Origin of the sequence: Hyalangium gracile, from assembly GCF_020103725.1 — a bacterium.
Lineage (GTDB): Bacteria > Myxococcota > Myxococcia > Myxococcales > Myxococcaceae > Hyalangium > Hyalangium gracile.
Genome location: NZ_JAHXBG010000012.1, coordinates 188,676 through 210,219 on the forward strand (window position 1 = coordinate 188,676; position 21,544 = coordinate 210,219).

Below are 21,544 nucleotides of genomic sequence, written 5' to 3' on the forward strand. Positions count from 1 at the left end.
GTGCCGAATTGGACGGCAGGCGCTCAGTCCCGGGCCTCCCGGGCGCGCTCGACACAGGCGGCCAGCCTGGCGGCGAGGACCTCCACATAGGGTGGCTTGAGCAGGGACAGGTGATCGCCGGGGATCTCGTGGACATCCACGCCTCCGGCGGCGAGCTTGCCCCAGCCCATGGTCTGCTCTCGGCCCCCCCGGCGTTGGCGCACCTCTTCGGAGGAGAAGAGCGTCACCTTGTGCGGGTAGGCGCGAGGCTCGTAGGCGAACGTCTCCCGGACGTGGATGAGGAAGAGCCGGAACAAGGCCCGCATGGCGGGCTGGCGCAGGGCCATCCTGAGCGCCTCGTCCGGGACGAAGTTCGCCAGCGCGGACCGGGCCAGGAACGTCTCCAGCGGTCGCCGCTCGCGCAGCAGTCGTCCCAGCAAGCCGGGCGCTGGGGCCCGTCGCTCAGCGCTCCCGTGCACCAGGTAGAGGTAGTCGAGCAGGTGGGGCCAGATCGACCGCGAGACGCCCGAGGCGAAGAAGTACGCCATCTGCGAGGGTGAGGGGCGGTGGCCAGGCAGCGGCGCCGGCTCGTCCACGAGGGCCAGCAGTCGTACCTCCTGTCCTGAGGCGGTGAGCTGCTGGGCCATCTCGAAGGAGACGAGGCAGCCGAAGGAGTGGCCTCCGAGGTAGTAGGGCCCTCGCGGCTGGACGCGGCGGATGGCCTCGATGTAGCGCCGGGCCATGTCCTCGACGCGCTCGTCCGGCGCGGACTCTCCGTCCAGCCCGTGCGCCTGGAGCCCGTAGAAGGGCTGATCGGCTCCGAGCCGTCGGGCCAGCTCGACGTACGGGAAGACCGCTCCCGCGGCGGGGTGGACGAAGTAGAGCGGAGGCTTGGAGCCGTGGGGCTGGAGGGCGATGAGGGGGGAGGTCGTCTCCGGCTCGGGAGGGCCCTGGAGGGCCTGGGCCATCCGCTCGACGGTGGTGCCCCGGAAGGCGAGGCCCGGGGGGACCTGGAGGCCCAGCTCCCGCTGGAGCCGATCCGTGAGGCGCAGCATCACCAGGGAGTCTCCGCCCAGCGCGAAGAAGTCGTCCTGGACGCCAATGGGCTCCGTTCCGAAGAGCTCCTCGCAGACCGAGGCGATGCGGCGCTCCAGCTCGTTTCGAGGCGCGACGTACGCACTGCTCAGCGGAGGGCGGGGAGCACGGCGGCCGGTGACGCGAGGGTTCGGGTGGGCGCCAGGGCTGGAGAGAGGCAGAGGGGAGGTGACCGCGATGCGAGGCGCGACGGAGGCGACCGTGGGCCGCCGGGCGAGGATGAGCCCGTGGTCCGACTCCTCATGGGCGCTCCCGGCTCGGGGGAAGAGCTCGATGGTGTCGAAGCCGGCCTCGGCCAGGGCCTGCTTCCACACGGGGAGCGGGAGCAGGGGCGAGTCCTTCCGGAAGGCGTCATCGTAGTACCACCAGCCCTCCGCCAGCCCCCAGGAGAGGACCTCCCAGCGGGGCGTGCGGAGCGCCTCCACCAGCCCGAGTGTTCCTCCCGGAGCGAGCAGCCTCTGGAGGTGGCGCAGCGTGCGTGACACGTCCTTCGTGGCGTGGACGACGTTGCAGGCGACGATGAGGTCGAAGCCCTGCTCGGCGTAGCCCTGCGGGCCCGGCTCCTGGGCGATGTCGAAGACGCCGAAGCGCATCCGCGCGTCCAGGCCGCGCCGGGCAGCCTCTGTCCGGGCGTCGTCGACGAAGACCTTGCCGAGATCCGTGAAGCAGTACTCGAAGTCGTGCGCCTGGAGCGCGGTGACGAGCGGCCAGGTCAGCAGCCCCTGGCCTCCGCCCACCTCGAGGACGCGCAAGCGGCGGCCTCGGGCGGTGGCGGCGATGCGGCGCGTGGCCTCTCCCAGGAGCAGGTTGTAGAGGCGCATCTGCCCGTGCTCGGCCGTTCGCGCGTTGCAGTCCTGCACGAACGCGGGGCTCCCATTCGGGAACAGCAGGCTGATGGCCTCCACCTGTCCGTTCAGCGCCTGGGGATAGCCGCGCAGGCAGTGCTCCACGAAGTCGAACAGGCCGCGGAACTGGGGGTGTGCCGTGTCCAGCCGCTGGCGCAGCGTGCTCGAGGGCTCGAGCCCCGCGGCGTCGCGCTGGAAGACGAGCTGCTCTCCCGAGATACGCACGAGGCCGTCCTCGGCCAGGCTTGCCAGCAGGGCGTCGAAGAGCCGCTCGAAGCGAGGCTGGACGCCGAGCTGTCGCACCAAGGCACTTCGCGTGTGGGTCGCGCCACGCCGAGTCTCCACGCCCGCCGTCCGGAGGTACTCGCAGACGAGACTGGAGCAGAAGGCTTCGAGGCCCTCCTTCAGTCCCGGGTAGCTCCGCACGGGGCGGATGGCCAGCGTGCGGTGCAGCTCCTGCTCCACGTCTTCGAGGGGGCGCTCGGATGCGGAAGCCTCGGTGCGGAGCGGCGCGGGCGTGCGTCCGAGCCAGTGGGAGTGTCGCTCGAACGGGTAGGTGGGCAGCGTGACGCGCAGGCGTCTGCGCTCGGAGTGGTGGGCTGCCCAGTCCACCGGCGCGCCCTGGGCCCAGAGCTGCCCCAGCGCCGCGAGCCACGCCTCCAGATCCGAGCGCTCGTCCTCGGCGGAGGAGCGCAGGCTGGGAATCGCGCGCGCGCCAGGGGAGGGCTGCTGCGAGGCGAGCGCGCTCAGCACGCGCCCCGGTCCTACCTCGAGGAGCAGATGGTCCCGAGAGGAGAGCTCCGCCAGTCCGGAGGCGAAGCGCACGGGCTGGCGCAGGTGCTGGGCCCAGTAGTCGGGATCGGTGGCCTGCGCCTCCGTCACCCAGGTGCCGGTGACGTTGGAGAGGTACGGCAGGCGAGGCGCATTCCGGCGCACCCGGCGAACCTCCTGGGCGAAGGTGTCGAGGATGGGCTCCATCATCCCCGAGTGGAACGCATGCGAGGTGTGCAGCCTGCGCGAGACCTTGCCGAGGGAGGTGAGTCGGGCTTCGAGCGTCGCCACGGCCTCCACGGGCCCGGACGCGACGCACGCCGCGGGGCCGTTCACCGCGGCCAGGGCCAGCTCCGGCCCCAGCAGTGGCACCAGCTCGGTCTCCGCCATGGGCACTGCCAGCATCGCTCCGGGGGGAAGCTGCTGCATCAGCCGGCCTCGGAGCGCCACCAGCCTCAGAGCGTCCTCCAGCGAGAAGACCTCGGCCAGACAGGCCGCGACATATTCCCCGAGGCTGTGGCCCAGCATCGCCGCGGGCCGGACACCGTGAGAGAGCCACAGGCGGGCGAGCGCGTACTCCACGGTGAAGAGCGCCGGCTGGGCCAGCGCCGTCTGCTCCAGGCGCAGCTGCTCCTCGGGCCCGCGACGGCCGGGATGGAGCACGCCGCGCAGGTCCAGACCGAGGTGGGGCTCGAGGAGCCGCGCGCATCGGTCCACCTCCTGCCGGAAGAGGGGCTCTTCCCGGTACAGCGCCTCCGCCATTCCCAGGTGCTGGGTGCCCTGGCCCGGGAAGAGGAAGGCGACGCTCCTTCCGCCATCGGGAGCCGTGCCCTCGTACCGCCGCGCGGGCGTCTCCAGGGCTCGAGTGGCGTCCGCCAGGTTCCGGGCCACCACGGCGCGGCGGTGGGCGAAGGCGCGGCGCCCCTCCTGGAGCGTGGAGGCCACGTCCGAGAGGTTCTCCTCCGGATGGGCCTCCAGGTGGGCCCGGAGCCGGGCCGTCATGCTGTCGAGCGCCTCGGGCGTGCGCGCGGAGAGCACCAGCAGCTCCGCGGAGCGGCCGGGAGCACCGGACTCCCGGGGCGGGGCTTCCTCGAGGATGACGTGGGCGTTGGTTCCGCCCATGGCAAATGAGCTGACGCCCGCGCGCCGAGGAGTGGGCCCTTCCCGCCAGGGAGTCAGGGTGGCGTTGACGAAGAAGGGGCTCTCCTCCAGGCTCAGCTTCGGGTGGGGCTGGGTGAAGTGGAGGCTGGGAGGAAGGAGCCTGCTCTCCAGCGCTCGGGTGGCCTTGATGAGGCCTGCCACGCCCGCGGCGTTGTTGAGGTGGCCGATGTTCGTCTTCACCGAGCCGATGGCGCAGAAGCCGTGCTCCCGCGTCGAGCGCCGGAAGGCCTGCGTCAGCGCCGCCACCTCGATGGCATCACCGAGCGCCGTCCCCGTCCCGTGGGCCTCCACGTACGAGATGGAGCGAGCGTCCACTCCCGCCAGGGCGAGCGCGGTCTGGATGACCTCGGCCTGCCCGTCGATGCTGGGAGCGGTGTAGCCCACCTTCTTGGAGCCGTCGTTGTTGACGGCGGCGGCGAGGATGACCGCGCGGATGGAGTCGCCCGCGGCCAGTGCGTCCTCCAGTCGCTTGAGCACGACCACACCCAGGCCATCCGCCGGGACGGTGCCCCGAGCCGCCGCGTCAAAGGCCCGGCAGTGTCCATCGGGCGAGAGGATGTGCCCCTCTTGCGGCTGGTAGCCCGTGCCGACGGGGAAGGCGACGGAGACGCCTCCGGCCAGGGCCATGTCGCACTGGAAGTCGAGCAGCGACTGGCAAGCGAGCTGGACCGCCACGAGCGACGTGGAGCACGCCGTCTGCACGGTGATGGCGGGGCCGCGCAGGTTCAGCTTGTAGGCGACGCGGGTCGTCAGGTGGTCCTTGTCATTGCCGAGGATGGTGGCCAGCCCGTCGAGCAGCTCCCGCGTGTCCATCGTGGGCGCCACGTGGTGCAGCAGGTAGCCGGGGGCTCCTGCTCCCGCGAAGAGGCCGATCGGGCCCGGGAAGCGGTCCGGATCGTAGCCCGCGCTCTCCAGCGCCTCCCAGGCACACTCGAGGAACAGGCGCTGCTGGGGATCGATGAGCTCGGCTTCCCTCGGGCTGTAGCCGAAGAAGGACGCATCGAAGAGGTCCACGCCCTCGATGAGTCCACGGGCGGGGACGTAGCCTGGCCGCTGTCTCGCCGCCGCGTCGACTCCAGCGTCCTCCAGACTGGCGTCCGGGAGACGGGTGATCAGCTCCACGCCATCGCACAGGCTCCGCCACAGGGACTCCACGTCACGTGCGCCCGGGAAGCGCCCGGCCATCCCGATGATGGCAATGGCGTCCGCGGCCCCATCCATTCCCCTCTCACTGCTCATCGGAGTCCTTTCTGTTCTCGCTCGTGTGTCGGAGCCGGTGGCGTCCGCGAGCCGCGCGCTGCTTCTGGGCACGCTCGTCGATGGCGTTGCCTTCAGCTGACGGTGCGCTGCTCCCGGACAGGTACGTGGCCAGGGCGCGCACCGTCGGATACCGGAAGAGCTCCAGCCCGGTCAGCCGTCGCTCGAAGAGCTGCTCGAGCCTGTGGTGCACCTGGGCCAGCAGAATCGAGTGGCCGCCGAGCTCGAAGAAGTTGTCGAGCACGCCGACCTCCTCCAGCCCCAGGTACTGCTTCCAGACGGCGGCGACCTTTCGCTCCACTTCGTCCCGGGGTGGAACCCGCTCCGTGCTGGCCCCGCTCCTTCCCGGCTCCAGCGAGGCGAGCGCTTCCAGGTCCACCCTTCCGCCATCTCTCGGGAGCTGCTCGACCCGACGGAGCACTCGGGGGATCGGGGTTCCGAAGCGGTCCCGCACCTCGGGGAGAGTCTCGAGTGGTGGCTCTCTCCCTGGCGGGCAGGTGTGGAAGGCGGTGAGCTGGAGCCCTCGGGGGAGGGCGGGCTCGGTGCGCGCGCGGACCTGGGGGGCATCGGGGTCGAGCCCGATGAGGAGCTCTCCCGTCGGCTGTCCCAGGGCCGCGAGCAGCGAGAGCCATCCTCGGGTGGGGGAGATGGCCTGGTAGCCGCGGGCGCTCGCCAGCCGCTCCTGCTCCTCGCTACGTGCGGGGCCGAGCCCCTTCCAGCGGCTCCAGGCGAAGCAGTCGCGCCGAGCTGCCGTGACGCCGCGTCGGGTGTGGAGGAAGTGCTCGAGGAAGCGGTTCGCGGCGGAGTACGCGCCCACGGAGAAGCCTCCGAAGGCGCTGTTCAGCGAGGAGAAGCCGATGAGGAAGGCGTCGGGTCGCTCCTCGAGCATGCGCTCCAAGGCAAGCGTCCCCTCCACCTTGGGACGGAGCACCGAGGCGAAGTGCTCCAGGGACTCCTCCGCGAGCACCTGCTCGACGATGGCCCCCGCGAGGTGGAGGACTCCCTCGAGGGGTTGGTTCCACCGAGCCTCGGCGTGCGCCACCACCTGTCGCAGGGCTTCCGCGTCGGAGACCTCCACCGCCTCGTAGTGCACCTGGCCACCAGTGCGCGCGGCCAGCCGCTCGAGCTCCGCGAAAGCCTGGCGGCGTTCGAGCGCCTCGGGCGAGGACAGGGCGGTCCGACCGATGAGGAGCAGTCGTGCGCGATAGGTCTCCAGCAGCCGGCTCGAGAGCTCCACGCCCAGGGCGCCGAGCCCGCCGGTGAGCAGGTAGGTGCCACCGTCCCGGAAGGGAAGATGCCGTCGCTCTCCGACTCCCGGATCCACCTGCTCCAGTCGAGGCACGAGCCGCTGGCCACCGCGGTAGGCCACCTCGCGCTCGCGCCGCACCGCCCGCAGCTCGCTCAGTACGTGAGGGAGGTGCTCCTCCGGTGGACCGCCCGCGAGGTCCAGATGGCGGACATCGAGCCAGGGCATCTCCTGGGGCAGCGTCTGCGCCAGCCCGAGCAGCAGCGCCTTGTCGCAGTGGATCGCCTCTCCGGGAGCGGTGGGCTGGGCGTGACGGGAGATGACGTGCAGTCGCAGAGGCGCTCCGCCGTGCGGACTTCGAGCCAGCGCCTGTGCCAGGAGCAGCAGGCTCCACGCGCCCTGTCGGCGGGGCTCGGCGGAGGTCTCATGTGGCTCCCCGTCGACGGTCCACAGATGCAACACCTGCGCGAGGGGGCCGCTCTCCGAGGCCAATGCGGCCAGCAGCCAGCCATGGGCCTCCGGGTCGTCCGGACGGATGCGGAAGGCATCGGGCCCGAGCCGCTGCGAGCCGGTGCCTGGCTCCACCAGGACGCACCGCCCGCTGGAGGAGCGCAGGGCCTCGGCAAGCAGTGCCCCAAGTCCGTGCGGGTCCGCGAAGAGCAGGGTGGTCCCGCGTCGAGGAGAGGCCAGGGGCCCCAGCGCTCGGGGGCGCCACACGCGTCGATGGAACCAGGCCGGCAGGGTGTTGTCATTGCCCTGATGCATGTCCAGCGCTTCGAGGACCGCTGAGAAGCGGCCCGCCGCCAGCGCCTCCTTCAGCGCCACTCGCTGGATCTTCCCGCTCGTGGTGCGAGGGAACTGCTCGCGGGTGAGGGGAATGACGTGGGTCGGTGCGGCTCCGAAGCTCGAGGTCACTCGCGTCCGGATCTCCGTGGCGAGGCGGACGTGCGTCTCGATGTCTCCCTCACGAGGGACGAAGAAGACGGCGAACCCCTCCGTCCCCTGGGCGGGGGCGTCCACACTGCACGTCGCGGCGAGCTCCACGCCCTCCACGCCGCACACGCGATCCTCGATGTCGTGGCAGTACAGGTGGGTGCCACGGACGATGATCATCTCCTTCTGGCGTCCGGTGATGGAGAGGTGGCCGCCCAGGAGGAAGCCGGAGTCCCCGGTGTCGAACCAGCCATCGCCGACGAAGGCCTGCGCGTGGAGGCCTCGGACGTAGCCGGGGGTGACGACGGCGCCTCGGGCCTGCACTCGGCCGATCACGGCCTCGGGGAGGAGCTGGTTCTGCGCGTCCACGATGCGCAGCTGCACGCCCGGCGACGGCGTCCCGACGTCGATGAAGGTGACCGTGGAGGGGCTCTCGGAGTCCTGCAGCTCCAGCGCGCCGCCGATGCTGGAGCTCAGCACGTGGTGGCCGCCACTCTCGACGTCGAAGCCCTCGCGGTGAGTGACGACGGTGCACAGCTCGGCCATGCCATAGCCGGGCTGCATCACGGAGGGCTGGATGCCGAAGGGCCTCACGTCCTCGAGGAACGCGCGGATGACGGACAGGGTGACCTGCTCGCCCGCGTTGAAGAGGCGGCGCAGGCGGTCCAGCCGCCAGGTGCGCCCGGGGGCCCGCCGCAGCGCATCGCTGACGAGCTTGTAGCCAAAGTTCGGGGACCAGCTGAACGTCACGTCGTGGGCCTCGATCAGGTCCAACCAGCGCAGCGGGTCGGCGAGGAGCCACTCGGTGGCGACCTGAACCTGCTCCTGGCCCAGGTAGGTGCAGCGCGCGTGGTACATCAACAGCGGGCCCACGTGATCGAACGGGAGCCAGTTGAGGCAGACGTCCTGCGGCACGTAGCCGTTGACCCGAGCCACCGCGTGGGTGTGGTGGGCGACGCCCGTGTGGGTGATCTGGACGCACTTGGGCACGCCGGTGCTGCCCGAGCTGAGCTGGAGGAAGGCGACGTCCTCGGGCTTCGCCGGGTGGAGGTGCTCCGCCGGAGGAGCGTGTCGCAGCGCCTCGAGCGGCACGAGCACGGGCTCCGGCATGGACAGGAGCCTGGGCAGCCCCTGGAGCGGAGCGAGCAGGCGGGTGCTGGCGATGATGCGGGGACGGTCGAGCAGCTCCCACGCCCCATGCAGCTTGTCGATCACCGCGTTGCGCGTCTCATAGGTGGGGGCCACGGCGACCACGACGGGCGTGATGCCGCCCAGCAGGCAGGCCCAGAAGGTGGTGCACAGGTCGCGCAGGGAGTCGAGCTGCAGGATGGCCCGATCTCCCGCGCTCAGCCCATGGGCACGCAGTCCGCCCAGCACGCACCGGGCCTCCTGAAGGAGCTCGGAGTAGCGCTGCCGTTGGACCGAGCCATCCGCGCCGACGTAGGTGACGCCCCTCGGGCCGGACGAGGCGGCAACGTGCAGAAGGGCCGCGACGAGCGTCCGGGGTGCCTCGTCGGGGAGCACCAGCGGCCCGCCGTCGCTGAAGGCCATGGCTCCTGAGTGCGAGTTCGCCGGAGCAGCGCGAGTGGGTTGAGCCGCTGCCTGGGCCTCCTGGGCCCTGCCGGGTCGGAAGCCCGGCACCAGCCGCGAGAGGTGCAGATGCTCGCGGCGCCTCGAGGGAGGGGTGAGGTGCACCTCCACCGTGTCGAACGCGTGTCTCTGTCGGAGCTGCTCCTCCCACTGCCGAGCGAGAGGCTCCTCCAGGACTGGCAGGCGCTGCAGCGCGTCCTCATCCACCCGGCCCTGCGAGGTGAGGGGCAGGGTGTCCACGGGCACGAACACGTCGGGCGTCAGGTGAGCCGGGAGCGGTGGTGCTCGGAACCCACCGGTCGGGCGATGACCCGAGGGGACGACATACGCGACGCTCAGCGGGCGTGCGTCAGGCAGGCGCCGGAAGCGCACCGCGCAGTCTTCCACGGAAGCATCCGCCAGCAGCGCGGCCTCTACCTCGGAGGGGCGAAGCTCCTTGGGGAGTCCCCAGCGCCCTGGGCGCTCCAACCGAGAGAGTGGACGATCAGGGACCGCGGTGACCTCTTCCAGCAGCGCCTGGAAGTCCGAGATCAACCGCTCGACGGTCTCCGCCTCGAACAGGTCCGTGTTGTAGAGGAGCGTGCCCTCGAGCCCGCCTGCGTCCTCCCAGAAGTTCCAGGTGAGCTCGAACGGAGCCACCCCGATGTCCGTCTCCGAGATGCGCACGTGAAGGCCGCCTCGGGTCGCAACCTCGGGAGGCGGGCGCTGGAGCGCGAGCATGACCTGGAACAGGGGCTGGTGGCCCGCGGCACGGTCTGGACGCAGTTCCTCCACGAGCTTCTCGAAAGGAACGTCCTGGTGGGCGTAGCACTCCAGGGTGTGGGCGCGGACGCGCGTGAGGAGCTCACGGAAGCCGGGATCGCCATGGAGCTGGATCCGGAGCGCGAGCGTGTTCACGAAGAAGCCGATGAGCCCCTCCAGCTCGCGCCGGTTGCGGCCGGCGACAGGGGCCCCCACGACCAGATCCTCGCTGCCCGTGCAGCGGTGAAGGAGCGCGCCCAGCGCCGCCTGAAGGGCCATGAAGAGGGTGGAGCCCTCCGCGCGTGCCAGCGCATCGAGGGCCCGTGTGGTGGAGGGCGCGATGCGAAGGCCGCGCATCGCCCCGCGTGACGTCGGCGAGGAGGGCCTCGGTCTGTCGACGGGCAGCTCCAGCCAGCGAGGAGCCCCCTCCAGCGCTCGTCTCCAGAAGGAGAGGCCCTGCGCGAGCCGCTCCCCCTCCAGCCACTGCTGCTGCCACAGCGTGTAGTCGGCGTACTGGACGGGCAGGGCGGGCAGGGGAGCGGAGTCCCCCGCGAGCAGCCCCTCGTAGAGGGCGGTCAGATCCCGAGCCAGCACATCCAGCGAGGCGCCGTCGCAGACGGTGTGGTGGATGGCCAGGAGCAGTGCGTGCTCGGTCGCGCCCATCGATACCAGGTGGGCTCGGAGCAGCGGACCCTCGGCCAGCTGGAAGGGGCGCGCGAGCACCTCTCGCGCCAGAGCGGCGAGCTGCTCGGCTCGCTGGGATTCGGGCACGCTCCCAAGCTCGGTCACGGGCAGCGGAACGGGGGCGGGAGGGAGGATGCGCTGAACCGGTCCGGAGTCGCCGAGTGGGAACGTGGTCCGCAAGCCCTCGTGCCGCTCCAGCAGCGCGCCAAGGGCCCGCGCCAGCGTGGGGACATCGAGCGGCCCCGTCAGCCGCGCGGTGAGCGGGATGTTGTAGGGGTCAGCACCGGGATCGAGCCGGTGAAGGAACCAGAGCCGCTGCTGGGCGAAGGACAGCGGAACCGCCTCGGGGCGCGCAGCTGGGACGAGCGGAGGGAGCTCCGGCCCGTGCTCTCGGGAAGCCTCGATGCGCTCGGCGAGCCGACCCAGCGTCTGGGCCTGGAGCACCTCCAGGGGCGGCACCTCCAGCCCGAGGGCTTCACGGATCCGCAGCGCCACGGAGGTGGCCCGCAGCGAGTCTCCACCCAGCTCGAGGAAGCCGTCATCCAGGCCCACCGGAGCGACGCCCAGCACCTGACTCCAGAGGCTCTCCAGGGCGCGCTGGAGAGGCGTCTCCGGAGGCCGGAAGGGCGCCGCGAGCACGGGGCGCTCCCTCCCCGGAGGAGGCAGGGCGCGGCGATCCACCTTCCCGTTCGGCGACACCGGCAGCGCCGACAGCTCCACGAAGGCCGCCGGGACCATGTACTCGGGCAGCTCCCGCTGAGCGAACTGCCGCCACCCCGAGGGTCCGGGGGACCGCCCCGGAGGAACGACGAGGTAGGCCACCAGCCGCTTCTCGCCCGCCGTGTCCTCGCGACCCACCACCGTGACGGCCTGCACCACCGGGTGTCGCGCCAGCACGGCCTCCACCTCGCCAGGCTCCACGCGGTAGCCGCGGATCTTGAGCTGGTCGTCCTTGCGGCCCAGGAACTCGATGTCCCCATCTGGCTGGACGCGCACCAGGTCCCCGGTCCGATAGAGCCGCTCGCCCGTGGCGGGGTGGGGGACGAACCGCTGGGCCGTCAGCTCGGGGCGGCCGAGATAGCCGCGGGCCACACCCTTCCCGCCGATGAACAGCTCCCCCACCGTGCCATCCGGCACTGGGCGCAGGACCTCATCCAGGACATGGATCGTCGCTCCGTCGAGCGGCCGGCCAATGGGAGGAGGGCGATCGGACGGCGTCGCCGCGGAGCACTCGTAGACGGTGGCGTAGACGGTGGCCTCGGTGGGCCCATACGCGTTCACCAGCCGTCGACCCGGGCTCCAGCGCGAGACGACAGGCGCCGTGCAGGCCTCTCCTCCGGACAGCAGCATCCGCAGGTGGGACAGCCCCTCCGTGGGAAGGACGGCCAGCAGCGACGGAGGCAGCACCGCGTGGGTGATGGCCCGAGCCCGCAGCAGCCCCAGGAGCGCCGGCCCGGGAACGAGCGCGTTCTGCGGCACCAGGTGGAGCGAGCCCCCGGTCTCCCACGCCATGAGCATCTCGGACACCGAGAGATCGAAGTTGAGCGAGGTGTACTGGAGGACGCGAGCCGGTGGTCCCAGGCCCAGCGCACGCGCGAGCGCCGCGGAGAGCTGGACGATGCCGCGGTGCGCGATCAGCACCCCCTTGGGCCTGCCCGTGGAGCCCGAGGTGAACAGCAGGTAGGCCAGGGAGTCCGGCCCGGCGCGGCACGGGGGACGCGAGGTCGGCTGCGTGAGCAGCGAGGGGTTCGAGTCCAGGCGCAAGCGCCGGGCGGGGCTGTCGGGCAACGCGGGCTCCACCGCGCTGTGGGTGAGCACCACCGGGACGGCGGCGTCCTCGAGGATGTAGCCGAGCCGCTGTCGAGGGTAGGCCGGGTCGAGTGGGACGTAGGCCCCACCGGCCTTGAGGATGCCCAGCAGCCCCACGAAGCTCTCCAGCGAGCGACCCGTGCACAGCCCGACGGGGACCTCTGGCCCCACGCCCAGCCCCTGCAGCGCATGGGCGACCTGATTGGCTCGGGCCTCCAGCTCCCGGTAGGTGAGCTGCCCCTCCTCGGACACGAGCGCGACCGCGTCAGGGTGCTGCCGGACGCACGCCTCGAACAGCCCGTGCAGGTGCGGGGGCGATTCTTCAGCGAGGGGGGGAATGGACGGTGACAGTGGGCCGGAAAGCACGGAGTCCATGAGTAGGGGGCGGGAGCCTAGGACAGACTACTCTAGGAGTCACATGGTCCCACGTGGCCTGGTGGGTTCGGGGTGGCGCACCGGCCCTTCCCCAGGCGAGCATGCCTGCCTGGCTCGAGCCTGGCCGTTACACTGTCCGAGACGCCCGGGATCTCATAGAAGGGACGAGATGCAGGAACAGAAGCTCGCAGACGCCTCGACGGTGGTCCCGTCCCCCCGTCCTCGTGAGCGGACGCAGCGGGTCGTGCCGGCCTTGACGGTCATCTCCCACCCCGACCTCCAGCGTGCGGGGGAGCGGCTGGTGCTCGCGGCCCTGGCCACCCAGGAGAGCGTGGCGGTGTCGCGCACGGCCCCGGAATTCAAGTTCCCGGGAGCGCTCCAGGGGATGGCGCTGGCGGACCCCTTCCTCAGCCGCAAGCCCCTGGTCTTCGAGCCTGGCCCCGATGGCGGCGTGAGGCTGCGGGTGGAGGAGGGCGGCACCTCGGTGCGCGTGGGGGAGTCCCCGCTGGTCGGGGCGCAGGAGTTCACCCCGAAGGCGCTGGCCGAGGGCGTGCCGCTGGTGCTCGCCGATCGCATCGTGCTGTGGCTCCACCAGGTCCCCGATGACACGCCCACCGCGACGGAGGGGCTCGGGATGGTGGGTTACAGCACGGGCGTGCGCCGGGTGCGCGAGGGCATCTCCCAGGTGGCGGACCTCAAGGTGCCCGTGCTCATCCGGGGCGAGACGGGCTCGGGCAAGGAGCTCGTCGCCCAGGCGATCCACCGCATCAGCCCGCGCAAGGCCGGCCCCTTCGTCAGCGTCAACCTGGGAGCGCTCTCCAAGGAACTGGCCGCCGCCGAGCTCTTCGGCGCGCGCAAGGGTGCCTACACGGGCTCCGTGCAGGATCGCGACGGCTACTTCCGCGCCGCCCACGGCGGCACACTGTTCCTCGACGAGGTGGGCGAGGCACCGCCCGAGGTGCAGGCGCTGCTGCTGCGCGTGCTGGAGACGGGCGAGGTGTATCCGGTGGGTGGGCACTCCTCCGTGGCGGTGGACGTCCGGCTGATCGCCGCCACGGACGCGGATCTCGAGGAGCGCATCCGCGATGAGCTCTTCAAGGCACCGCTGCTGCACCGGCTGGCGGGCTACGAGATCCGGGTGCCACCGCTGCGCGAGCGCCGCGAGGACATCGGGGTGCTCTTCCACCACTTCGCCCGTCAGGAACTGGAGGCGCTGGGAGAGACACACCGCCTGGAGGTCAAGGACGCACGAGCCGAGCCCTGGTTGCCGGCCGCGGTGGCGCTCCAGCTGCTGCGCTACTCCTGGCCGGGGAACATCCGGCAGCTGCGCAACCTCTCGAGGCAGATCGTCATCGGCAGCCGCAGCCAGCCCGTGCTCCAGCTGAGCCCGCACATCGAGCAGGAGCTGAACAGCACGCCTCCGGCGGTGTCCGAGCCCGTTCCCGAGCGGCGCACGCGGCAGAAGCCGGAGGGGGCAAGCTCCCGGCGCAGACCCTCGGAGGTGAGCGATGAGGAGATGCGGGAGGCGCTGAGCGCCACGGGATGGGACATGAAGGCCGCGGCGGAGCGGCTGGGCATCACCCGTCCCTCGCTCTACATGCTGATCGACAAGAGCCCCAGCCTGAGGACGGCGGTGGAGCTGAGCCCCGAGGAGATCACCCGCTGCTTCCATGAGTGCAACGGAGACCTGGACGCCATGGTGCAGCGCCTCCAGGTCTCCAAGCGCGGGCTCCAGCGCCGGGTCAAGGATCTGGGACTGGTCACCTCGTGAGCAGGGCCGGCCGGTGAGCCGTACCTACCAGGCCGGCGCACAGACCCAAGGTTGCCCTTCCAGAAGCTGTCTGCACTGGAAGTTCGGTCCGCATCCGTCAGGGAGCTTTGGATCGCACGGGCGCAGGCAGACAACGACGGAGCAGATCTGCGGCTCGGGGCAGGGTGGCTTGCCCGGGCCGCACTCATGGGTGCAGTCCATCCACACGTTTCCCGGGGAGGTACTGTCCCCGAGGAGCCGGCACGCCTGAGCCTCGGGACAGCCCGTGTCCTGACAGTTTCGCCCGAAGACCGCGGCGCAGGAGGAGACTCCTTCCTTGTAGCGGATGCACTCCTGGCCAGAAGGACACCCACGCCCTTCGCACGTGGGCAGGCAGATGGGCTCCGGCGCTACGTCCGCGCAGAAGAAGCCCTCGGAGCAGCTGGTGGCGTCGCTGGGTTGGCAGGGTCGCCCGCACCACCCCTCGGCTCCTCCACACATCAGTCCTGGCCCACATGCGGAGGTCTGGCGGAGCGGAATCTCATCGCACCGCTCTCCTTCTCGACGCGTGCCCAGCGGAATGCAGAAGCGCACCAGCGGTCCAGCTCCCTTGGTGGCGATGGGGCGGCAGACGAGCCCTTCCGGGCACTGCGCATCCGTCGTGCACAGGATGCAGCGCGTCGCTCAGTAGCAGGATCAGGGGGATGGGTAGCAGAAGCGCCGCGCAAACACCGAGCGCTACCTTCCATCTCATCTGCCACCCTGCGCAGGGGAACTCGTGCGGCCTCCGCAGTGCTTGAGGCACTCCTCGCTCGTCGGGTCGGCGCAGAAGTCCTCGATCTCCTCGTCCGTGCAGTTCGCCCGCAGGCGCTCGAGCACATCCTTGTGCACGGCCCGATCGAGAGTGCCATCACGACCGAATGCGTGGGACAGCCCAGGCTGGTGCATGCAAGGACGCATATCCAGGCTCTCCAACTCATCCACCCGATCCCTCGTTCAGGAGTGTCCCCCTCCCACGCTAACACGCGAGAGGGGCGGGGGAGCCGCGTCCAGCCCTCACAGGTACCTGGCGGCGCGCAGGTTCTTCTCGATGCGAGCGTGCACGTCTCCCGGCTCCAGCTTCAGCTCCGTGCCAGTGATGCGCTCGTAGGCCGTGATGTACTTCTCCGCCAGGTCCACGCGCACCTCGTCCGGGATCGGCGGCGGCGTCCCGTGGCCCTGGAAGTTGCGCTCGCGGATCAGCCACTGGCGGATGTTCTCCTTGTCCAGCATCCGCTGATCCTCGCCCTTGGCGAACCGCGCCTCGTACTCGTCCGCCACCCAGTACCGGCTGGAGTCCGGCGTGTGGATCTCGTCGATGACGTACAGGTCATCGCCCACCTTGCCGAACTCGTACTTGGTATCCACGAGAATGAGCCCGCGCGTCCTTGCCCACTTCTGCCCCTCGGCGAACAGCGCCCGCGCCGCTTCCGTCAGCCGCGCCCAGTCCCTCGGGCTCGCCAGTCCGCGAGCGAGGATCTCCGCCTCGGAGATGGGCTCGTCGTGCTTGCCGTACTGCGCCTTCGTGGACGGGGTGATGATGGGCGTCGGGAAGGGCTCGTCCTTGCGCAGCCCGGCCGGGAAGGGCAGCCCGTAGGCCGTGTGCGTGCCCTTCTGATAGTCCCGCCACAGGCTCCCCGTCAGGTAGCCGCGCACCACCATCTCGATCGCGAACGGCTCGCAGGCCCGCGCCACCGTGACGTTCGGATCCGGCACGTCCAGCACGTGGTTGGGCACCACGTGCCTGGTGCGCTCGAACCAGAACGTCGCCAGCCGGTTGAGCACCTCTCCCTTGAAGGGAATCGTCGTCAGCACGTGATCGAAGGCGGAGAGCCGATCCGTGGTGACCAGGATCAGCCGATCCCCCTGCCGGTACGTGTCGCGGACCTTGCCGTGGTAGTGCGTGCCCAGCTCGGACAGGTTCACCTGCCGGAGGGTGTGCGGAAGCTGCGCGTGGAGAGCGGACGTGTTCACGAGGCGCCTCGAACCCCGCGGGCTTGCGGGGCGGGCGCGGACTCTACTGGACGTTCGCCGGGGTGGAAGCGGGACCTGAGGCCGCTGCCAGATACAGGAAAGCCGGATTGATGCGGAGGATTCCATCCACGTACGCCACCGCGTACGGAGCGCCAGACACCCGGTCCACCTGCACCGGCCCCGTCTGCTCGATTCCCCAGTGCATCAGCAGCGTGCGAGCCACCAGCTCCGCCGCCTCGCGCTCCGAGAGCCCCTGGAGGCTGTCGCGGCGATCCTCGGGCCAGCGCTCACCGGTGCGCCCGTCGAACGTGAGCTGGAGCACACCGCCCGCATCCGGCGCCTGCAGCAGATCCATCCGCGCACCGAAGCCCGGGGCCGCCACCAGCTCGCCGCGGTGACTGATGGGGAACAGCACCAGCGCCTGCGCGTCCTGGCCTTCCTCCTGCTCGGACAGCCGCGCCAGCTCGCGGAACAGCTCCAGCCGCGTGGTGGCAGACTCGAACTCGAGCGCCTCCGGAGAGCTGGTGAGCGCCTGTCGCGCGCTGAGCGACGAGCGCGCGGGAGCGCCCGTGCCGCCACAGGCGGTCAGGACGACGACGGAGAGCAGCAGGCCAGGGACCCAGCGACGCATCGGCCTGGAATATACCGATCACGGCCCGGGGCAGCCAGATAAACTCGGAGGCATGGGCCTGGGTGAACAGCTCACAGTCGTTCTCCACCAGACGCGCTCTCCGGACAACCTGGGCGCCGTGGCCCGGGTCATGGCCAACTTCGGCTTCTCACGTCTCATCTTGTCCGACCCCGCCACCTATGCGTTCCGGGGCGCCGAGCGGCTCGCCGTCAAAGGGGAGTCCGTCCTCGACAGGATGGCGGTGGCACGGGATCTGCCCGAGGCGCTCACCGACTGCGTGTACGCAATTGGCACCACTTCTCGTACCCAGCTGAAGGGGAGAGTGGCACTCACCCCGGAGGAGGCGGTGCGACGTCTGGCGCAGGAGAGCGCGCGGGGCAGGGTGGCGCTGGTGCTCGGAGGGGAGCAGCGGGGGCTGTCGGATGAGGAACTGGCCCACTGCGCGGAGGTGCTCGTCATCCCGACCAGCGAGGTGCAGCCCTCGATGAACCTGGCCCAGGCGGCGGCGGTGCTCCTCTACCTGTGTGGCCGCGAGGGAGCGCAGGCGCCGGTGGCCGTGGCCGCCGAGCCGGGCGCGCGCATGGGTACGCTGAGCGCACTGAGCGCGCGGATGAACGAGGTGCTGCTGACGGCGGAGTTCCTCAACCCGCAGGCGCCGGAGCACGTGCTGCACGAGCTGGAGCGGACGTTGCTGCGAGCGAAGCTGACCCAGCGCGAGGCGGAGCTGTGGCTCACGGCCTTCAAGCACCTGGGACGGGCGGTGAAGCGGGGCGCCCCCACTCCGTGAGGGGAAGAGGCGCCCGGAAGAAGCAGCCTGCGGACGGAACTACGCCGCCGCGGCAGCTTCCTTCTTGTAGGTCTCGTTGTAGTGCTTCTCGCACATGCCGCCCTTGAAGGTCTTCGCGCGGCACTCCGCCTTGGAGCAGGTGCGGTAGCGCGAGTGGGGCAGCTCGCCCTGGCGCCACTTCTTGAAGTGGAAGAAGCAGTAGCTCTTGGCGCGGTAGGGGCGCTTGCAGCCCTCGACGGAGCACGCCTTCTTGCCGCCGCCCTTGGCAATGCGCGGCCACTTCTTGTGCGGATTGGTCTTCTTGGCTGCCTCAGCCATGGGGTTTCCTCTCTGTTGCGTTGCGATCCCGAGCGCCACGCGAGGTGGCCCGCCCGGAGACGAAAAAGGCGCACTGTGTAGCGCCCGCGCGAGGGGAACGCAAGCTGGGCGACGAGCAAGGGGGCAACCCCTGGCCCCCGGCCGTCAGGGAGACGGCGTGGCGCCGGGCTCGGCGTGGGGCTCCTCCAGCCCCGGAGCCGCTGGCAAGGCTGCCCGTTCCTGCTCCGTGAGCGCCCGTCCCAGGCGTGAGCTGGTGGGCTTGCGAGGGGGCGTGCCCCGGGCGGCCACGGCGGGGAGGGCGGGCTCCTCGAGGGGCGGCTCCACCAGTCGCACCTTCAGCTTGAGCGGCTGCTGTCCCCGGCGCACCTGGAGCACCACCGTCTTGCCCACGCCCCGCGCCGCCACCTGCCAGCGCAGCTTGTGGGCCCGGTCCACCCGCTGGGAGTCCAGCCCCACGATGACGTCCCCCTGGCGCAGGCCCGCCTGCTCACCGGGCGAGTCCGCCTCCACCTTGGAGACGACGACGCCTCGCGTGGGACGGGAGACGCCCAGCCGTCCGGCCACCTCTGGCGAGTAGTCCTCCACGGAGATGCCCATCCACCCCCGGCGCACCTGGCCATAGGCCTTGAGGTGGGGGAGCACCGCCTTGGCGATGTCGATGGGGACGGCGAAGCCGATGCCCTGGCCCGCCACGTTCACCGCGTTGGCGATGGCCACCACGTCCCCGTGCAGATCCAGCACGGGCCCACCCGAGTTGCCCGGGTTGATGGAGGCGTCCATCTGCAGATAGTCGTAGTCGCCGTCGCGCCCGTTGGGCGTCACGTCCGTGCGGCCCTTGTAGCTGATCACCCCCACCGTGACGGAGTGCTCCAGCCCGAAGGGGTTGCCGATGACGACGATCCAGTCGGCCACCTCCACATGCGAGGCGGACGACAACTTCAGCGCCGGCAGCTTGTGGCCCGCATCGATCTTGAGAAGCGCGCAGTCCGTGCGCTCGTCCTGGCCGATGACGCGGGCCGGGAAGCTCTCGCGGTAGCCGCGCGAGGAGTTCACGGAGACCGTCACCTCCGAGGCGCCCTCCACCACATGGGTGCTCGTGAGGATGTAGCCGTCCGGGTGGATGATGAAGCCGGAGCCGATGCCCTTCTGCTCTTCAGCGGGAGCGTCGGTGCTCACCTGCCGGGTGGTGATGGAGACCACCGAGGGCATCGCCGCGCGCGCCACCTGGCTCAGCGTGGAGCGCTGCTGGTGCACCTCCTGGCCGCGCGCCTCCAGCCATACCCGTCCGGCTCCGCCACCCGCCGCCCGCGCGGAGCCCGCCGCCATCAGGGCGCACGCCACCGCCGCCAGCACCACGCCCCTGCCCTGCGACCTTGCCATGGACCGCCTCCACACCACCCCTCCACCTTCGACTCGAAGCTAAGGAGAGGGGGGTGGAACAGGAAGCGGCAGGCGATCAGGCCCGAACGGTTCCTTACCTCTTCTGGGCAATGAGGCGGTTGACTGCCTCACGGTCCTCGGCGGTGATGCGCTCGCGCGGGGCGGACTCCGTCTTCTTGCCAACGGCGTCCTTGGCCTCGTCCAGCGCGTCCTCCAGCCCGTCCTTCATCCGGTCCACCCCGTTCCTCATCCGGTCCATCTGGGAGGGGTTGACGTTGCGCTTCCACGCTCGCTCCATGTGGTCCAGAGGCGTGCGGCCGTCGATCTGTCCCTTGGCGAGGAAGATGCCCAGCCCCACCGCGCACGCCGTCCACACCACGAACTTCAGCAATGCCATGTGTTTACATCCTCCTACCCTCTCTTACATCAAAAGGGAGAAGGGAGCCAGTTTCCAACGCGGGTTGGAAAGGTCGCTGACAGGGGAGGTGGGGGCCTCTAATGTGCGCGGGCCTTGCAGCCCGAAGAATTCTTCCAGGCCGCCCAGTCGCGTGCGGCGCAGATGGACGTGCGGCGCAACGGGATGCCGGCGGCGCTGGAGCGCCTGAGGACGGACGCCTCGGCGCTGTTCGCCCGCATCCCCGAGCCCCCGCTCTACCGGCGCGCGGAGGATCCGGCGCGCAAGGCGGCCGAGGCGCTGCTGCCCGAGGTGGAGAGCGTGCTGGCGCAGGCCATCGCGGTGACGTGGGTGCCGGACGCTCCCGCGGCGGCGCACGGCATCCTGGCGGCGCTGCAGGCGCACGCCGAGGCGCTCTGCCACACGGTGGACGGGCGGCTGGGGCAGGCGGAGACGGCGTGGCGGCGGGCGCTGGAGCTGGAGCGGGCGGCGCACCCCACGCGCAACCTGGTGACGCAGGCGCCGGCGCCGCCGCCGGTGTTCGACAAGATGACGGGGGCCTCGCGGTTCGATCCGCGGGAGGCGCCGCACGCGAAGGTGAAGCTGGTGTGCCCCAACACGGGGTGCAAGCGCATCGGGGACTACGAGTTCACGGCGAGCCACGCCTACCACCGCTACGTGTGCCCGGCGTGCAACACACCCTTCCTGGCGTACTTCGGCGAGCTGCGCACGCTGGAGGTGCACTCGCAGGGCCCCTCCAACCGCTATGTCTTCACGGTGGACGAGCTGGGGAGCAGCAGCAGCGCGCGCATCGACTTCGAGGAGGCCAGCGGCGCCGACTTCCCCGCGGCGCGCCGTGACTTGCTGTGCTTCCTTTATACGGAGGCGCGAGAGCTGAAGGTGGTGGTGAACGTCACCAACGGCCGGCTGATGTGGATCAGCCCGGCGGCCTCGTGCTTCCTGGCAACGGCGGCCTTCGGGGAAGGGGCCCCTGAGCTGGTCGCCTTCCGAGCGTTCCGGGACGAGGTGCTGCGGCACCATGGGCTCGGACGCGCCTTCATTCGTGGCTACTATCGGTATGGCCCGGGGATGGCGCGGTGGGTGGTGCGCCACCCGCGGGTGAAGACGGGCGTGCGCGGGGTGTTGACGCTGGTGCACCGTGGGCTGAAGAGGAGCGGACACACGTGACGGAGCCGGTGACGACGCCACCCCCCGAGGGAGCCCCTCCGCCGCCCGCGCGGCGCAGCGGGGAGTTCGCGTCCAAGGCGCTGCTGGTCCTCACCGCGGGGTTCGGCATCGCCGGGCTGGTGTACCTGGGCGTGATGGAGGCCCAGCGCTCGCGGCTGGTGCCGGATGGGGCCTCGGCGCCCTCGTTCCAGATGGAGCGCTACGGCGGCGGCAAGCTGGCGCTGAGTGACCTGCGGGGCAAGGTGGTGATGCTGGACTTCTGGGCCACGTGGTGTCCGCCGTGCCAGGAGGAGATGCCCTCGCTGGTGCGGCTGGCCAAGGAGTACGAGAGCCAGGGGCTGGTGTTCGTCGCGGCCAGCAGGGATGACGACGACGTGAAGGAAGAGCTGGTGGATCAGTTCGTCAAGCGCAACCTGCCGGACCTGGCGCCCTACGTGGTGTACGCCAACGACGAGATGGCGCGGGCCTTCCAGGTGGAGGCGCTGCCCACGCTCTACTTCCTGGACCGCGACGGCAAGGTGACGGACGCGGTGCGCGGGATGATGTCCGAGGCCTCCATCCGCCGGCGCATCGAGAACGCGCTGAAGCAGTGACGCG

Annotated in this window: 12 protein-coding genes; 4 read left to right on the top strand and 8 right to left on the bottom strand. The window is 70.8% G+C overall.

The genetic code is table 11. The features are described 5' to 3' along the window. Nucleotides 1-23: 23 nt before the first annotated feature. Entirely contained in the window at nucleotides 24-5,090 is a 5,067-nt protein-coding gene (locus tag KY572_RS24845; protein ID WP_224245440.1) for a type I polyketide synthase, read from the bottom strand. Continuing rightward, nucleotides 5,080-12,486 (bottom strand): non-ribosomal peptide synthetase, encoded by a 7,407-nt coding sequence (locus tag KY572_RS24850; RefSeq protein ID WP_224245441.1) that lies wholly within the window; start codon nucleotides 12,484-12,486, stop codon nucleotides 5,080-5,082. The genes KY572_RS24845 and KY572_RS24850 overlap by 11 nt, the downstream gene beginning before the upstream one ends. A 169-nt stretch (nucleotides 12,487-12,655) precedes the next feature. Between KY572_RS24850 and KY572_RS24855 the strand changes: the two genes are divergently transcribed. Then, the gene (locus KY572_RS24855) at nucleotides 12,656-14,257 is read left to right on the top strand and encodes a sigma 54-interacting transcriptional regulator (protein ID WP_224245442.1); all 1,602 of its coding nucleotides are present in this window, start codon (nucleotides 12,656-12,658) and stop codon (nucleotides 14,255-14,257) included. Between the two features lie 729 nt (nucleotides 14,258-14,986). Here KY572_RS24855 and KY572_RS24860 read toward each other — a convergent pair. The 3 genes from KY572_RS24860 to KY572_RS24870 form a co-directional block, all read right to left on the bottom strand. Then, nucleotides 14,987-15,184, bottom strand: coding sequence for a hypothetical protein (locus KY572_RS24860; RefSeq protein ID WP_224245443.1), 198 nt, complete (start codon nucleotides 15,182-15,184; stop codon nucleotides 14,987-14,989). Nucleotides 15,185-15,292: 108 nt separating this feature from the next. Further along, the gene (locus tag KY572_RS24865; protein WP_224245444.1) at nucleotides 15,293-16,249 is read right to left on the bottom strand and encodes a phosphoribosylaminoimidazolesuccinocarboxamide synthase; all 957 of its coding nucleotides are present in this window, start codon (nucleotides 16,247-16,249) and stop codon (nucleotides 15,293-15,295) included. Nucleotides 16,250-16,292: 43 nt separating this feature from the next. Continuing rightward, nucleotides 16,293-16,880 carry a hypothetical protein gene (locus tag KY572_RS24870; RefSeq protein WP_224245445.1) on the bottom strand — a complete coding sequence of 196 codons (588 nt, stop codon included), beginning with the start codon at nucleotides 16,878-16,880 and terminating at the stop codon, nucleotides 16,293-16,295. Nucleotides 16,881-16,932: 52 nt separating this feature from the next. Here KY572_RS24870 and KY572_RS24875 point away from each other — a divergent pair, with 52 nt between their 5' ends. Beyond that, nucleotides 16,933-17,667 (top strand): RNA methyltransferase, encoded by a 735-nt coding sequence (locus KY572_RS24875; RefSeq protein WP_224245446.1) that lies wholly within the window; start codon nucleotides 16,933-16,935, stop codon nucleotides 17,665-17,667. Between the two features lie 39 nt (nucleotides 17,668-17,706). On the opposite strand, the gene KY572_RS24880 is transcribed toward KY572_RS24875, so the two are convergent. The 3 genes from KY572_RS24880 to KY572_RS24890 form a co-directional block, all read right to left on the bottom strand. Continuing rightward, nucleotides 17,707-17,985: a vegetative protein gene (locus tag KY572_RS24880; protein WP_224245447.1), complete on the bottom strand. Its 279-nt coding sequence runs from the start codon at nucleotides 17,983-17,985 to the stop codon at nucleotides 17,707-17,709. A 144-nt stretch (nucleotides 17,986-18,129) separates the two neighbouring features. Then, nucleotides 18,130-19,365 carry a S1C family serine protease gene (locus tag KY572_RS24885; RefSeq protein WP_224245448.1) on the bottom strand — a complete coding sequence of 412 codons (1,236 nt, stop codon included), beginning with the start codon at nucleotides 19,363-19,365 and terminating at the stop codon, nucleotides 18,130-18,132. Between the two features lie 94 nt (nucleotides 19,366-19,459). Next, on the bottom strand, nucleotides 19,460-19,762 hold the full coding sequence (locus KY572_RS24890; RefSeq protein WP_224245449.1) for a hypothetical protein: 303 nt from the start codon (nucleotides 19,760-19,762) through the stop codon (nucleotides 19,460-19,462). Between the two features lie 114 nt (nucleotides 19,763-19,876). Here KY572_RS24890 and KY572_RS24895 point away from each other — a divergent pair, with 114 nt between their 5' ends. Together KY572_RS24895 and KY572_RS24900 are read left to right on the top strand one after the other, a co-directional pair. Next, nucleotides 19,877-20,947, top strand: a complete 1,071-nt coding sequence (locus tag KY572_RS24895) for a CFI-box-CTERM domain-containing protein (protein WP_224245450.1) — start codon at nucleotides 19,877-19,879, stop codon at nucleotides 20,945-20,947. After that, nucleotides 20,944-21,540 (top strand): TlpA family protein disulfide reductase, encoded by a 597-nt coding sequence (locus KY572_RS24900; RefSeq protein ID WP_224245451.1) that lies wholly within the window; start codon nucleotides 20,944-20,946, stop codon nucleotides 21,538-21,540. Before KY572_RS24895 ends, KY572_RS24900 begins: the two co-directional genes overlap by 4 nt. The last annotated feature ends 4 nt before the right edge of the window (nucleotides 21,541-21,544 follow it).

What these genes read in the sequence shown, in the direction of transcription:
- KY572_RS24845 (WP_224245440.1), bottom strand. Translation starts at nt 5,090, where the DNA reads ATGAGCAGTGAGAGGGGAATGGATGGGGCCGCGGACGCCATTGCCATC.
- KY572_RS24850 (WP_224245441.1), bottom strand. Translation starts at nt 12,486, where the DNA reads ATGGACTCCGTGCTTTCCGGCCCACTGTCACCGTCCATTCCCCCCCTC.
- KY572_RS24855 (WP_224245442.1), top strand. Translation starts at nt 12,656, where the DNA reads ATGCAGGAACAGAAGCTCGCAGACGCCTCGACGGTGGTCCCGTCCCCC.
- KY572_RS24860 (WP_224245443.1), bottom strand. Translation starts at nt 15,184, where the DNA reads ATGCACCAGCCTGGGCTGTCCCACGCATTCGGTCGTGATGGCACTCTC.
- KY572_RS24870 (WP_224245445.1), bottom strand. Translation starts at nt 16,880, where the DNA reads ATGCGTCGCTGGGTCCCTGGCCTGCTGCTCTCCGTCGTCGTCCTGACC.
- KY572_RS24875 (WP_224245446.1), top strand. Translation starts at nt 16,933, where the DNA reads ATGGGCCTGGGTGAACAGCTCACAGTCGTTCTCCACCAGACGCGCTCT.
- KY572_RS24880 (WP_224245447.1), bottom strand. Translation starts at nt 17,985, where the DNA reads ATGGCTGAGGCAGCCAAGAAGACCAATCCGCACAAGAAGTGGCCGCGC.
- KY572_RS24885 (WP_224245448.1), bottom strand. Translation starts at nt 19,365, where the DNA reads ATGGCAAGGTCGCAGGGCAGGGGCGTGGTGCTGGCGGCGGTGGCGTGC.
- KY572_RS24890 (WP_224245449.1), bottom strand. Translation starts at nt 19,762, where the DNA reads ATGGCATTGCTGAAGTTCGTGGTGTGGACGGCGTGCGCGGTGGGGCTG.